This window comes from Halobaculum sp. P14, assembly GCF_051195155.1.
Classification (GTDB): domain Archaea; phylum Halobacteriota; class Halobacteria; order Halobacteriales; family Haloferacaceae; genus JBNTKA01.
Map to the genome: position 1 here is coordinate 198,184 of NZ_JBNTKB010000005.1, position 13,269 is coordinate 211,452.

Genomic DNA, 13,269 nt, shown 5'->3' on the forward strand with positions numbered 1-13,269 from the left:
ACCGAGCGACGCGGACCGGAAGCCGGTCGGCCGGCAGTGCGGATGGAAAGGGGTCGGTCCGGGACCGCTGACTTCCCGCCGAGTCGCGCGCCGGGCGCTACAGCCGTTCGGCGACGGCAGCAGTGCCAGCGGCGACGTCGACGTCGGCGCCCTGCTCGGCGAGCGTGTCGCCGAGCGCGGAGACGAGGAACGAGACGTTGCGGGGCGACGCGGAGTAGCCCATGCAGCCGATTCGGAAGATGTCGCCGGCGAGGTCGCCGAGCCCCGACGCGATTTCGAGGTCGTACTCGTCGAGCAGCGCCGAGATGACCGCGTCGTCGTCGACGGCGTCCGGGACGCGGACGGCGTTCAGGCTCGGGAGCCAGTAGTCGTCCGTCGGGTTCAGTTCGAGCCCCATCGCTTCGACGCCGGCCTTGAGCGCGCCGGCGACCTCGCGGTGGCGGCGCCACCGGTCCGTGATTCCCTCCTCGGCGACGAGCCGCAGCGCCTCGCGGAGCGCGTAGACGTTCGTGACCGGCGCGGTGTGGTGGTACGCGCGCTCGTCGCCCCAGTAGCCTTCGAGCAGCGACAGGTCGAGGTACCACGACCGCGGCGACTCCTCGCGGGAGAGCACCTTGTCCATCGCGCGGTCGTTCAGGGTGAGCGGGGAGGCGCCCGGCGGGCACGACAGGCACTTCTGCGGGCCGCTGTAGGCGACGTCGATGCCCCAGTCGTCCACCTTGAGTTCGACGCCGCCGAGCGACGTGACGCAGTCGGCGACGACGTAGGCGTCGTGTTCGTGCGCGATGCTCGTGAGGTCGCGGACGTTCTGCTGGAGCGCCCCGGTGGACGTTTCGGCGTGGACGAAGCCGAACACGTCGGGCTGGTGGGTCGCGAACGCGTCCGCGACGTCCGCCGGGTCGAGCGGTTCGCCCCACGGCGCGTCGACGGTGACGACGTCGCCGCCGGCGCGGCGCGCCATCTCGGCCATCCGGCCGCCGAAGTAGCCGTTCGTCGGGACGAGCATCGTCTCGCCGGGCTCGACGAGGTTCCCGATGGCGGCCTCCATCGACGCGGAGCCGGTGCCGGACACCGGAATCGTCCACTCGTTGTCGGTGCGGAAGGCGTACCGGAGCAGCTCCTGCGTCTCGTCCATGATCTCGACGAACGACGGGTCGAGGTGGCCGACGAGCGGCGTCGCCATCGCGCGGAGGACGCGCGGGTGGACGTCGCTCGGCCCTGGCCCCATCAGCGTTCGGTCCGGCGGCGTGAGTTCGCCGACGTCAGGTCTGTCCATGCCGTCCGGTGTCGCCGCTGCCGTCAAAGGCCGTTCGGTTGCGGGCGGTACGGCCGGTGACGCCGGCCGCGACGGGGAACGCTTAGGGGCGCCGACCGGGAAACTGGAGCCATGACCAACACTGACGCCGGCGACGCCGGCGGCGACGCGGACGGCGCGGACAGCGCCGGCGGCGCGCCGTCGGAGTCGGCGTGGTTCGCGCCCGACGACGAGGCGGCACGCGTGGACCGAATCCGCGAGGGCGCCGCCGACGAGCCGGCCGACTGGCCGTCGCTCGCGGTCGACGCCGACGTCGCCGACGACGAATCCGACTACTACGCGATGCTGCGCGAGGCCACGGTGGCGGCGACCCGCGCCGAGGTCAGAGAGCGCGAACGCGCCGACGACAGGCAGTTACTGCACGCCGTCCGGGCGATGGACGACGCCGACCGCGTCGCGAACGAACTCGCCGAGCGCGCGGCGGAGTGGGCCGGCAGCCTGTACGACGAGTCCGGCTCCGGCGTCGAGTTCTGCCGGGAGGTCGCCGGTCGCGACCCGGACGGCCCGACCGAGGAGCGCGTCGTGTCGCTGGCGCGTCGCGTCGCCGACCTGGCCGACGAGTCCGAGCAGCTGGAGGCGTTCATCGAGGCGAGAGCGCCGGAGGCGGCGCCGAACCTCGCCGCGCTGGCCGGGCCGGTGCTCGCCGCGCGGCTCATCTCGCTGGCCGGCGGGCTGGAGACGCTGGCGAAGAAGCCGTCGGGGACGCTGCAGGTGCTCGGCGCCGAGGACGCGCTGTTCGCGCACCTCCGCGGGCACGCCTCGTCGCCGAAACACGGCGTCATCTACACCCACGAGTACGTCCGCGGGACGCGGCCGGAGGACCGCGGGTCGGCGGCGCGGGCGCTCGCCGGGAAGCTCACCATCGCCGCCCGCGTCGACTACTACAGCGGCGACCGGAAACCGGCGCTCGACGAGGAGCTCGACGAACGCATCCGAACCATCAGGGCGCGGGCAGACGCCGGCGACGACGACACCGACGGCGCGAGCGGCGGGACCGCCGCAGGCAGCGCTGCCGGCGCGGGGGCGGACGAATGAGCGGCGCGGACGACGGCGGCGGCGACGACGGGCTTCCCGCGGGCGTCCAGCGGCGACCCATCGCGGGCGAGGAGCGGCTGTCGACGCGGGGCGAGCCGGTGTACGGCGAGCCGACCGACGGCGACTGGCGCGTCTGGGACGCCGGCCGGTCGAAGCTCGGCGCGATGCTCGAACTCGGGATGGACACCGGGCTGGACGGCGGCGAGACGGTGCTGTACCTCGGCGCGGCGAACGGGACGACGGTGAGCCACGTCGCCGACTTCGCCGGCCCGACGTACGCCGTCGAGTTCGCGGCGCGTCCGGTCCGCGACCTGCTCGACGCCTGCGACCCGCGGCCGAACCTGTTCCCGCTTTTGAAGGACGCGCGGAAGCCGGAGACGTACGCGCACGTCGTCGAGTCCGGCTGTGACGTCGTCGTGCAGGACGTCGCGACGCGCGGGCAGGCCGCGGTGGCGAACCGGAACGCGCAGTTCCTCGCGGACGACGGCCGGCTGCTGCTCGCCGTGAAGGCGCGCTCTGAGGACGTCGCCGCCGACCCGGCGTCGGTGTTCGACGACGTCCGCGCCGAACTCGCCGAGCGGTACGACGTCCTCGAGACGCGGCGGCTCGACCGGTACCACACGGACCACCTCGGCATCGTCGCGACGCCGAGCAGGTAGCGCGGCCGGCCGCCGGCGCCGCTTTCCCGAAATATAAATCACCGCACACCCAACCCCGGTTCGATGGAGACAGGCTCGCCGGAGTCGTTCGCGCGGATGGGTACTCTCGGAGTCGAAGAGGAGTTCTACGTCGTCGACGACGAGGGACGCCCCGTCTCGGGGACCGACGACCTGGTGTACGGCGACCGCGAGCCGCCCGAGCCGCTCGTCGACCGCGTCGACCACGAACTGTTCAAGTGCACGGTCGAGACGCAGACGCCGCTCATCGAGTCGCCCGCCGACGTCCGCGACCACGTCACGGCGGCCCGCGACGCGCTCGTCGACCACGCCGACTCGTACGGCTACCGCGTCGCCGCCGCGGGGCTGCATCCGGCGGCGAAGTGGCGCGAACTCGACCACGCCGAGAAGCCGCGGTACCGGTCGCAGCTCGACCGAATCCAGTACCCGCAGCACCGGAACACGACCGCGGGGCTGCACGTCCACGTCGGCGTCGACGACCCCGACAAGGCGACGTGGGTCGCGAACGAACTCCGGTGGTACCTCCCGCCGCTGCTGGCGCTGTCGGCGAACTCGCCGTTCTGGAACGGCTTCGACACCGGCCTCGCGTCGGCGCGCGCGAAGGTGTTCGAGGCGCTGCCGAACACCGGGATGCCCGGGTCGTTCGAGAGCTTCGAGGCGTACCAGTCGTTCGAGCGCCGAATGGTGGAGCTCGGCTCCATCGAGGACCGCGGCGAACTCTGGTACGACGTCCGGCCGCACACCGGCCACGGCACCGTCGAGGTGCGGACGCCCGACGGCCAGTCCGACCCGGACGTCGTCTGCGCGTTCGTCGAGTTCGTCCACGCGCTGGTCGTCGACCTCGCCGAGCGGTACGAGGACGAGGCGGCGCCGACGTCGACGGCGCTGCGGCGGGAGACGCTCGACGAGAACAAGTGGCGGGCGATGCGGCACGGCCACGACGCGTCGTTCGTCGACCGGGACGGCGACTCGGTCGTGTCGCTCGCTGACGCCGTCGACCGCGTCTGCGACCGCGTCGGCGTCGACGGCCTGCGCGACGTCCTCGACCGGGAGTCCGGCGCGGAACGCCAGCGACGCATCCGGCAGCGGGACGGGCTGGACGCGCTGTGTACGGACCTGCTGCTGTCGGCGTAGACCGGCGTCGTCGGTCGGCGCCGCTCGCGGCGGGTCGGCGCGGGCCGAGACAGTCAGCGGCGACGACGTTTTACGCGCGGAGTTCTGACCTGCGGAGCAGGACACATGGCTTCCGACGACGCCACCGACGACGCGGACGACGCCGGCGACGCCACCGACGGCGGACCGGACGGCGCCGGCGACGCCACCGACGGCGGACCGGACGGCGCCGACGCGGACGCCGGGTCGGCGCGCGAGGAGTTCGACAGCGCCAGGGCCCGCCTCGAAGCGGAGGCGAGCGACGTCGCCGAGGGCTTCGACGAGCGCCTCGTCGACCTGCTGTCGTGGCTGCTCGACACCGAGACCCGCGCCCGCATCTACGTCTTCCTCCGGGAACACCCGGAGTCCACGAGCGAAGAGGTCGCCGAAGGCACCGGGCTGTACCCGAGCACGGTCCGGGAGGCGCTCGCGGAACTCCACGAGGAGGGCCACGTGACGCGCGACAAACGCGAGTCCGTCGGCGCCGGCAACAACCCCTACGAGTACGACGCCATCGCGCCCTCCGAACTCGTCGAGGGCGTCGTCGAGCAGGTGCAGGCCGAACTGAACACCGTGTTCAACCTCGACGACCTGCTCGGCCGCGGCGGCGACGCCGACGGCGACACCGCGGAGCCGGTCACCATCACCGTCGAATCAGGGCAGGGCGCACCCGCAGACGACGACGCTGAAACCGGCGGCGACGACGCCGAATCCGGGTCCGACGGCGACGACGTCGACGGCGGCGAGGCCGACGCCGGAGCCGACGGTAGAGACGCCGACGGAGACGGCGACGAGTCGGCGTAGCCGCGTCGCTTCGGCGGTCCGTCACGAACGAGGAGTAACGTCGCTTTTACGTTCGGCGGTCCCGACGCACGGGTATGAACGTCGCGCTTGGCGGGACATTCGACCCGGTCCACGACGGGCACCGCGCGCTGTTCCGCCGCGCGTTCGAGCTCGGGGACGTCACGGTCGGGCTCACCTCCGACGACCTCGCACCGGAGACCAGACACACCGAACGGTACGTCCGGTCGTACGAGGACCGGAAGGATGACCTCGAATCGGTGCTGTCCGAACTCGCCGACGAGTACGACCGCGACTACGAGATTCGGAGGCTCGACGAGCCGACCGGCATCGCCGTCGAGCCGGAGTTCGACGCGCTGGTCGTCTCGCCGGAGACCCGCGCCGGCGCCGAACGCATCAACGACATCCGCGAGGAGCGCGGGCTCGACCCGCTCCGCATCGAAGTCGTCGACCACGTCGAAGCCGAGGACGGAAACCGCATCTCGTCGACCCGCATCGTCAACGGCGAAATCGACGAGCACGGCAACCTCACGCCCAAACGGGAGGGACGCGGCCCGACGCGACCCGAGTAGATGCCGAACGCCGTCGACGCCGCCGCAGCGTGGCTCGCCCGGCGGTCGCTCGCGACGCGCCTCCTGCTCGGCGGCGCCGCCGCCGCTATCGCCGGCTACCAGTTCGTCGAACTCGGCAGCCGCGACCCCGGAAGCCTCGTCGCGTACGTCGGCGGCGCGCTGCTGCTCGTCGGCCAACTCGGCGTCGTCGCCGGCGCGGTCGGCGTCGCGTGGCTGCTCCTCGCTGAGTGACGCGGCGGTCAGGTCCCGGCTGCGTCGACAGCGGACTCCCTGCGCCCGCTACCACGTCGGCGGCCTGAACCCGGCGTCTTCGAGGACGTCCTTCCAGTGTTGCTGCACTGACAGCCGCGTCACGTCCATCGCCTCGGCGACCGCCGTCTGGCTGCGCTCGTCGCCCGCGATGAGCGCGCCGGCGTACAGCGCCGCCGCCGCCATCGCCGGCTTCGACCGCTCCGACTCCGGGACGTGCGACAGAAACAGGTCGGTGGCGTTCGACCGCGCCTCGCCGGACAGCTCCAGCGACTCCGCCGCGCGGCGAAGCTCGCCGAGCCACTCCTCGTTTTGCACCTCGTCGCTCGCCCGGTACACACCGCTGGCTTCGTCGCCACCGCACATAAGTCATCGGCCGCGTCCGACAGCTACTTACCGCGAATTTCGTAATACGGAGGTGCGCGCGGGTAGCCAAGTGGCCAACGGCGCAGCGCTTAGGACGCTGTCCCATAGGGGTCCGCAGGTTCGAATCCTGTCCCGCGCAGTGAGGCGGAGCGACGACCGAGCAGGCATCGATTCGGTCGCCGTGGTCGTCGTCGCGACCGCATGACGGACGTATGACGTAGCCGCAAGGACTTTGCGTCGTCCGTGGGAGCGTTCACTAATGAGTTCCTCAGCCGACCTGCTGTCTGATCTGGTGGCTGACGTCGACGGCGTGTTCCTGTTCTCGCCGACCGGGTCGACGTTTTCGCAGTTCGCCGAGAGCGACGAGTCGCCCGTCGTCGTCGCGGCGGAGAACGACGTTGACGCCGAGCGGTTCGTCGAACTGCCGGTCGAGTTCGACAACGTGAAAGACCGGATTCGGTTCGGCATCGAGGGCGCGATGGACCAGGGGTTCTGCGACGACGGCGACGCGGTTGCCTGCGCCGTCGGCGTCTTCGACGACGCCATCGACGGCGTCGTCCGCGCGGACGTCTCCGAGTCGATGCACTCCGGCATCTACGACCTGTTCGCGAACTCGCGGGCGGACCCGAGCGTCATTCGCGACGTGTTCGAGGTCGCCATCGAACTCGGGAAGAAGGGGCAGAAGGGGAAGCCGGTGGGCGCGCTGTTCGTCGTCGGCGACGCAGGGAAGGTGATGAACAAGTCGCGGCCGCTCAGCTACAACCCCTTCGAGAAGAGCCACGTCCACGTCGGCGACCCGATCGTGAACGTGATGCTGAAGGAGTTCTCCCGGCTCGACGGCGCGTTCATCATCTCGGACTCCGGGAAAATCGTGTCGGCGTACCGGTACCTGGAGCCGGCCGCAGAGGGCGTCGACATCCCCAAGGGGCTGGGCGCGCGCCACATGGCCGCCGGCGCCATCACGCGTGACACGAACGCCATCGCAATCGTGCTCTCGGAGTCGGACGGGCTCGTCCGGGCATTCAAAGGCGGGACGCTGATACTTGAACTCGACCCGGAGGAGTACTGAGCGATGCTCGGAGTCAGCCCGTTCGGCAGCCTCGCACAGCCCGCCGTCCTCGCGCAGAGCGCCGGGTCGACGGACGTGGCCGGGACGCTCGCGGACGCGCTCGGCTCCGTGTCGAGCAGAATCTGGCTCGCGCTCGGCGTGCTGCTGTTCGGCGCCGTGCTCAGCTACCTCGTCGTCGTCGTGAACCGTCGCATCCTCGTCGGCGCCGGCGTCCCCGGCTCCATCGAGGGGACGGCGTTCGAGCGGACCGCCCGCGAGTTCGGCACGTCGACGGTCGCCATCATCGCGAAACTGAGCGGCTACTTCATCTTCCTGCTGAGCGTCATCGTCGCGCTCACCGTCGTCGACATCGCGTACATCGCGGAGTTCTGGAACCAGGCCACCGGCTTCCTGCCGTCGCTGTTCGTCGCGATTCTCGTGCTCATCATCGGGCTGGTCGTCGGCGACAAGGTCGAGCTGCTGGTCGAAGAGCGGCTCCGCAGCATCAAACTCCCGCAGGCCAGCGTCATCCCGGCCGTCGCGAAGTGGTCCGTGTTCTTCGTCGCGGCGCTCATCGCGCTCGGCCAGGTGAACGTCGACGTCGCCGCGCTCATCGTCCTGCTTGCCGCGTACGTGTTCGCGCTCGTCCTGTTCGGCGCGCTGGCGTTCCGCGACCTGCTGGCGTGCGCCGCCGCCGGCTTCTACCTGCTGCTCGAACAGCCGTACGGCATCGGCGACCGCATCCGCATCGGCGACACCGAAGGCGTCGTCCAGGAGGTGGACGTGTTCGTCACGCACGTCGAAACCGACGGGAAGGAGTACGTGATTCCGAACCGCCGCGCGTTCACGAACGGCATCGTCAGGGTCAGAGACGAGTAGCGACGCGCGGCGTCCGAGCCTGACCGGACCGGCTCAGCGGGCCGCGTCGTCGCCGGCGGCGGAGTCGGCGGCGCTGCGGTCGGCAGTGCCGGCGTCGCCGCGGGCGCTCGGCTCGTCGACGACGTCGCGTTCGACCGGCTCCGCCGGCACGCCGGCGACGGTTTGGCCCGCGGGGACGTCGTCCGCCACCAGCGAGTTCGCGGCGACCTGCGCGTCCTCGCCGATGTGGACGCCGGGCAGCACCGTGACCTTCGCGCCGAGCATCGCGCGGTCGCCGACGACGACGTCGCCGACGCGGTACTCGTCCTGCAGGAACTCGTGACAGAGCAGGACGGCGTCGTAGCCGACGATGGCGTCGGCGCCGACCGTGATTCGCTCCGGCCAGAACACGTCCGGCGTCGCCTCCAGCCCCCACGAGGCGCCGTCGCCGACGTCGACGCCGATGCGGCGCAGCACCCAGTTTTTCAGCCGCAGGCTCGGCGACAGCCTGACGAGCCAGACGAGCAGGTAGTTCCGCGCGACCGCCAGCGGCGACTTCGCGTCCGTCCAGAACCGCAGCGAGTTCCGGGTTCCGGGCGTCTCGTGCCGCTCCAGTCGGTCGTAGCGCGCCGGACGCCCGTCGCCGTTAGCGCCGGCCGAGTCGTTGGCGGCGTCGCCGGCGACGTTCCCGTCCGGGTCGCCGGCGGTACCGTCGTCGGTGTCGTCGCCGGCGCCGCCCGCCGAGCCTGCCACGTCGTCAGTCACGTCGGTACGTCGGTCGCCCGGCATTATCAATCTCGCGCGTCTCGGCCGTCCCGCGCGCCGCTGCCGGTCGACCTGGACTCACGGAGTAATCGGGCGGAGCGAGGCGCGGCGGATGACCGAGGCGGGGAGAAGGAGACGGAGTGAGGCGGAGCGGGGTGCGGAGTCGGCGGTCGCGTTACTCGCCGCGGAGCTCCGCCATGTGGTCGATGCGGCGCTGGACGAGGTCGGCGGTGCCGATGTCGTGGCGGACGTGGAAGCCGTCGCCGGCGGCGTCGAGCGCGGATTCGGCCTGCCGTTCGGCGGCGGCGATGGAGTCGCCGCGGCCGACGACGGCGAACGACCGGGAGGTGGTCGTGTAGAGACCGTCGTCGCGTTCGTCGACGCTGGCGTAAAACAGCAGCGCGTCGCCGGCGGACGACTCGTCGACCTCGATTCGGGCGCCGGCGTCCGGGTCGGTCGGGTAGCCGGCGGGGACGGCGTACTTGCAGACGGTCGCCTCGTCGGCGAACGACAGGTCCGGGAGCGGGTCGCCGTCGCGAGCGGCGGTGAGCACGTCGACGAACGGCGTTTCGAGCACGGGCAGCGTGTTCATCGCCTCCGGGTCGCCGAAGCGGGCGTTGAACTCGACGACCTTCGGGCCGTCCGCGCCGAGCATGAACTGGCCGTACAGCACGCCGGTGTAGCCGTCGAGCGCGTCGACCGTGGCCTCGATGACGTCGACGGCCGCCTCGTAGTCGTCGTCGGTCATGAACGGGAGCGTCCGGCCCGTATCGGAGTAGCTCCCCATGCCGCCGGTGTTCGGGCCTTCGTCGCCCTCGTACGCCCGCTTGTGGTCCTGAATCGCGGGCGTCGTCACGACGTCGCCGTTCGCGACGAACGCCTGCACGGTGAACTCCTCGCCGACGAGTCGCTCCTCGACGACCCAGTCGTCGTAGTCGGACTCGCGGACGTAGTCGGCTGCTTCTGCCTTCGTCACCTGGTCGCCGGTGACGCGGACGCCCTTCCCGCCGGTGAGCCCGACCGGCTTCACGGCGACGTCGCCGTCGTAGTCGGCGACGAACGAGGCGGCCGCCTCCGGGTCGTCGAACGTCTCGAAGTCGGGGCAGCCCGGGACGTCGTTGTCGCGCATGAAGCGGCGCTGGAACGCCTTGTCGGTCTCGATGCGGGCGGCGTCGGCGTCCGGCCCGAACGCGTAGACGCCGGCGGCGCCGAGGGCGTCAGCGACGCCGGCTTCGAGCGCGGACTCCGGCCCGATGACGGCGAGGTCTGCGCCGACCGATTCGGCGTAGTCGACGATGGCGTCGGCGTCGCGTTCGCCGACGGTCTCGAAGCCGGCGGCGAGCGCCGCGATGCCGGGGTTTCGGTTGCTGGCGCAGGCGTACAGGTCGCAGTCGGGGGCGAGCGAGCGGGCGATGGCGTGTTCGCGGCCGCCGCCGCCGACGAGAAGCACCGTCTCCGTGGTCTCGGCCATACCCGGAGCGGGTACGCACGGGAGTGTAAATCTTGCTCTCCCACACCGACGTGATACGCACAGATACGCATATATCGTCGCGGCCGCGGCTCCCGCGGCGTCGCTGTCGGGACCGGCCGCCTTTTCCGGCGGCGCCGCCATCCGGGACACATGAGCGACCCGACGGCGCGGAACCGGCTGGACGAGGAGGCCAGCCCGTATCTGCGCCAGCACGCAGACAACCCGGTGCACTGGCAGCCGTGGGACGACGACGCGCTCGACGCCGCCCGCGACCGCGACATCCCGATTTTCCTGTCGGTCGGCTACTCCGCCTGCCACTGGTGTCACGTCATGGAGGAGGAGTCGTTCGAGGACGACGCCGTCGCCGAGGTACTCAACGACGCGTTCGTCCCCGTCAAGGTCGACCGCGAGGAGCGCCCCGACGTCGACCGCGTCTACCAGACCGCCTGCCAGCTCGTCAACGGCAGCGGCGGGTGGCCGCTGTCCGTCTGGCTCACGCCCGACGGCCGCCCGTTCTACGTCGGCACGTACTTCCCGCGCGACGGCCGCGACGGCATGCCCGGCTTCCTCGAAATCTGCCGGAACATGGCGGCGTCCTGGCGCGACCCCGACCAGCGCAGCGACATCGAAGCCCGCGCCGACCAGTGGACCGACGCCGTCCGCGAGGAACTCGGCGCGCCCGACGCCGGCGCAGCCAGCCCGGACAGCCCGGACGGCCCGACCGGAACCGCCGGCCCGGACAGCCCCGGAACCACCCACAACGGCGCCGACGCCGACGCCGCTCTCGACGGCGCGGTGACCGCGGCGCTCCGGAGCGCGGACCGCGAACACGGCGGGTTCGGCCGCGGCGGCCCGAAGTTCCCGCAGCCCGCCCGCGTCGGCCTGCTGCTCGAAGCCGCGGCGCGGAGCGGCCGCGACGAGCCGCTGAACGTCGCCGTCGAGACGCTCGACGCGATGGCGAGCGGCGGCCTGTACGACCACGTCGGCGGCGGCTTCCACCGGTACTGCACCGACGCCGACTGGACCGTCCCACACTTCGAGAAGATGCTGTACGACAACGCCGCGCTCGCCGAGACGTACCTCGACGCCTACCGGCTGCTCGACAGCCCCCGGTACGCGCTCGCCGCACAGGAGACCCTGCAGTTCGTGAACCGCGAACTCTCCCACCCCGACGGCGGCTTCTACGGCACGCTCGACGCCGACTCCGGCGACGGCGAAGGCTCCTTCTACGTGTGGACGCCCGAAGCGGTCCGCGACGCCGTCGACGACGACGAGACCGCGGAACTGGTCTGCGACCGGTTCGGCGTCACCGACGACGGGAACTTCGAGGGCGGCACCACGGTACTGACGGCGCAGCGGTCGACCGCCGACCTCGCCGACGCGTACGGCCTCGACAAATCCGACGTCGAGCGGCGGCTGCTCGACGCCCGCACCGCGCTGTTCGACGCCCGCGCGACCCGCGACCGGCCGCCGCGCGACGAGAAGGTGCTCGCCGGCTGGAACGGCCTGATGGTGTCCGCGTTCGCCGCGGGCGCGACGACGCTCGACCCGGGACTCGCCGACCGCGGCGCCGACGCCGTCGCGTTCGTCCGCGAGCACCTCTGGGACGGCGACCGGCTCTCCCGCCGCTTCATCGACGGCGACGTCGCCGTCGACGGCTACTTGGAGGACTACGCGTTCCTCGGCCGCGGCGCCTTCGACCTGTACCAGGCGACGGGCGACGTCGAGCACCTCGCGTTCGCCGTCGACCTCGCCCGCGTCGTCATCGACGCCTTCTACGACGCCGACGACGCCACAATCTACTCGACGGCCGACGACGCCGAATCCCTCGTCGCGCGGCCCGAGGAGCCGATGGACCAGTCGACGCCGTCGAGCCTCGGCGTCGCCACGCGGCTCCTGCTCGACCTCGACCTGTTCGCGCCCGACGAAGGGTTCGCCGCGGCCGCCGAGGCCGCGCTCGCGAGCCACCGCGCCACCGTCAGCGCGAGCCCGCTCGAACACGTGACGCTCGCGCTCGCGGACGCCCGGCGCGCCGCCGGCCCGTTCGAACTCACGCTGGCCGCCGACGACCTGCCGGACGACTGGCGCGACGTGCTCGCGGACCGCTACCTCCCGGGCGCCGTCGTCGCCCACCGCCCCGAGACCGACGGCGAACTCGACGACTGGCTCGACCGGCTCGGACTCGACGACGCCCCGCCCATCTGGAAGGGCCGTGACGCCCGCGACGGCGACCCGACCGCGTACGCCTGCCGGAACTACACCTGCTCGCCGCCGAACCACGACCTCGCCGAGGCGCTCGCGTGGACCGCCGAAAACTGACGCGGGCCGAATACTGACCGCGGTCAAGACCCGACCGTGACCCGGAACTGACTGCAGCCCAGACCTTCCCCGCCGCATCGACACGAGACCGATTTTTCGCGTTCCGGGCCGGCGTCCCTGCGGTGGTCGGCGGCCGGCGGAGCGTAACCGCTTTCCGCGGCGGCGGCGACCCGCAGTGTATGACGACGGTGTGTTTCGTCGGAGGGAGCGACGTCGACCTCCGGTACGAACTGCTCTCCCGGGAGACGGCGCGCGACGCGCTGGCGACGTACGACCTGCGCGCGCCGTTCGACAACACCGTCGCCGTCGACACCGTCAGCCTCGGCGCCGCCGTGTCGCTGTGCAACGACCTGAACTGGTATCTCGTCCGGTTCACCGACGCGGTGCTGATTCGGGAGCCGTCCGTGGACGACGACGAGTGGCTGTCGCGGTCGCTCGCGACCGCCGTCCGCAACGACGACGTCCGCGCGACCGAGACCGACCGGCTGCTCAAGGTGTACGGCGTGGACGACGGCCGGCTCGTCGAGCCGATGTACGTCGCGCGCAGCGACGACGCGCCGCTCCCCGAGTACGACCTCCGTGACGTCGAAGAGACGGTCCGGGTTCGCGTCACCGAATCCGAGTTCGAAGCCTGACCGGGG

General features: G+C 71.7%; 14 protein-coding genes and 1 tRNA gene. 11 read left to right on the forward strand and 4 right to left on the reverse strand.

Annotated elements, in window-relative coordinates; all coding sequences use genetic code 11:
- Window positions 1-97 precede the first annotated feature (97 nt).
- Entirely contained in the window at window positions 98-1,276 is a 1,179-nt protein-coding gene (locus ACQUS7_RS11295) for a pyridoxal-phosphate-dependent aminotransferase family protein (RefSeq protein ID WP_435129759.1), read from the reverse strand.
- Window positions 1,277-1,387: 111 nt separating this feature from the next.
- Between ACQUS7_RS11295 and ACQUS7_RS11300 the strand changes: the two genes are divergently transcribed.
- The 6 genes from ACQUS7_RS11300 (at window position 1,388) to ACQUS7_RS11325 (ending at window position 5,783) form a co-directional block, all read left to right on the forward strand.
- A complete protein-coding gene (locus tag ACQUS7_RS11300; RefSeq protein ID WP_435147074.1) occupies window positions 1,388-2,350 on the forward strand; it encodes an NOP5/NOP56 family protein in 963 nt (320 codons plus the stop codon).
- Window positions 2,347-3,009: a fibrillarin-like rRNA/tRNA 2'-O-methyltransferase gene (locus ACQUS7_RS11305; protein ID WP_435147076.1), complete on the forward strand. Its 663-nt coding sequence runs from the start codon at window positions 2,347-2,349 to the stop codon at window positions 3,007-3,009. The genes ACQUS7_RS11300 and ACQUS7_RS11305 overlap by 4 nt, the downstream gene beginning before the upstream one ends.
- 63 nt (window positions 3,010-3,072) lie before the next feature.
- Complete coding sequence (locus ACQUS7_RS11310; RefSeq protein WP_435129768.1) at window positions 3,073-4,161, forward strand: glutamate--cysteine ligase; 1,089 nt, start codon at window positions 3,073-3,075, stop codon at window positions 4,159-4,161.
- Window positions 4,162-4,266: 105 nt separating this feature from the next.
- On the forward strand, window positions 4,267-4,983 hold the full coding sequence (locus ACQUS7_RS11315) for a helix-turn-helix domain-containing protein (protein WP_435129770.1): 717 nt from the start codon (window positions 4,267-4,269) through the stop codon (window positions 4,981-4,983).
- Window positions 4,984-5,057: 74 nt separating this feature from the next.
- A complete protein-coding gene (locus ACQUS7_RS11320) occupies window positions 5,058-5,552 on the forward strand; it encodes a phosphopantetheine adenylyltransferase (RefSeq protein WP_435129773.1) in 495 nt (164 codons plus the stop codon).
- Window positions 5,553-5,783, forward strand: coding sequence for a hypothetical protein (locus ACQUS7_RS11325; RefSeq protein WP_435147078.1), 231 nt, complete (start codon window positions 5,553-5,555; stop codon window positions 5,781-5,783).
- A 48-nt stretch (window positions 5,784-5,831) separates the two neighbouring features.
- Here ACQUS7_RS11325 and ACQUS7_RS11330 read toward each other — a convergent pair whose 3' ends face one another.
- Window positions 5,832-6,140, reverse strand: coding sequence for a transcription initiation factor IIB family protein (locus tag ACQUS7_RS11330; RefSeq protein WP_435129778.1), 309 nt, complete (start codon window positions 6,138-6,140; stop codon window positions 5,832-5,834).
- A gap of 83 nt (window positions 6,141-6,223) precedes the next feature.
- Here ACQUS7_RS11330 and ACQUS7_RS11335 point away from each other — a divergent pair.
- From ACQUS7_RS11335 to ACQUS7_RS11345, 3 genes are all read left to right on the forward strand, one after another.
- Window positions 6,224-6,306: transfer RNA gene (locus ACQUS7_RS11335), tRNA-Leu, on the forward strand.
- A gap of 120 nt (window positions 6,307-6,426) precedes the next feature.
- Window positions 6,427-7,236 carry a diadenylate cyclase DacZ gene (dacZ, locus tag ACQUS7_RS11340; protein WP_435130249.1) on the forward strand — a complete coding sequence of 270 codons (810 nt, stop codon included), beginning with the start codon at window positions 6,427-6,429 and terminating at the stop codon, window positions 7,234-7,236.
- 3 nt (window positions 7,237-7,239) lie between these two features.
- Window positions 7,240-8,094 carry a mechanosensitive ion channel family protein gene (locus tag ACQUS7_RS11345; RefSeq protein ID WP_435130246.1) on the forward strand — a complete coding sequence of 285 codons (855 nt, stop codon included), beginning with the start codon at window positions 7,240-7,242 and terminating at the stop codon, window positions 8,092-8,094.
- 33 nt (window positions 8,095-8,127) lie between these two features.
- Here ACQUS7_RS11345 and ACQUS7_RS11350 read toward each other — a convergent pair whose 3' ends face one another.
- Window positions 8,128-8,862 carry an acyltransferase gene (locus ACQUS7_RS11350; RefSeq protein WP_435147081.1) on the reverse strand — a complete coding sequence of 245 codons (735 nt, stop codon included), beginning with the start codon at window positions 8,860-8,862 and terminating at the stop codon, window positions 8,128-8,130.
- 151 nt (window positions 8,863-9,013) lie between these two features.
- Entirely contained in the window at window positions 9,014-10,309 is a 1,296-nt protein-coding gene (gene purD / locus ACQUS7_RS11355) for a phosphoribosylamine--glycine ligase (RefSeq protein WP_435147083.1), read from the reverse strand.
- A 150-nt stretch (window positions 10,310-10,459) separates the two neighbouring features.
- Between purD and ACQUS7_RS11360 the strand changes: the two genes are divergently transcribed.
- Window positions 10,460-12,628: a thioredoxin domain-containing protein gene (locus ACQUS7_RS11360; RefSeq protein ID WP_435147085.1), complete on the forward strand. Its 2,169-nt coding sequence runs from the start codon at window positions 10,460-10,462 to the stop codon at window positions 12,626-12,628.
- A 179-nt stretch (window positions 12,629-12,807) separates the two neighbouring features.
- The gene (locus ACQUS7_RS11365; protein ID WP_435130235.1) at window positions 12,808-13,263 is read left to right on the forward strand and encodes a DUF5804 family protein; all 456 of its coding nucleotides are present in this window, start codon (window positions 12,808-12,810) and stop codon (window positions 13,261-13,263) included.
- Window positions 13,264-13,269: the final 6 nt, after the last annotated feature.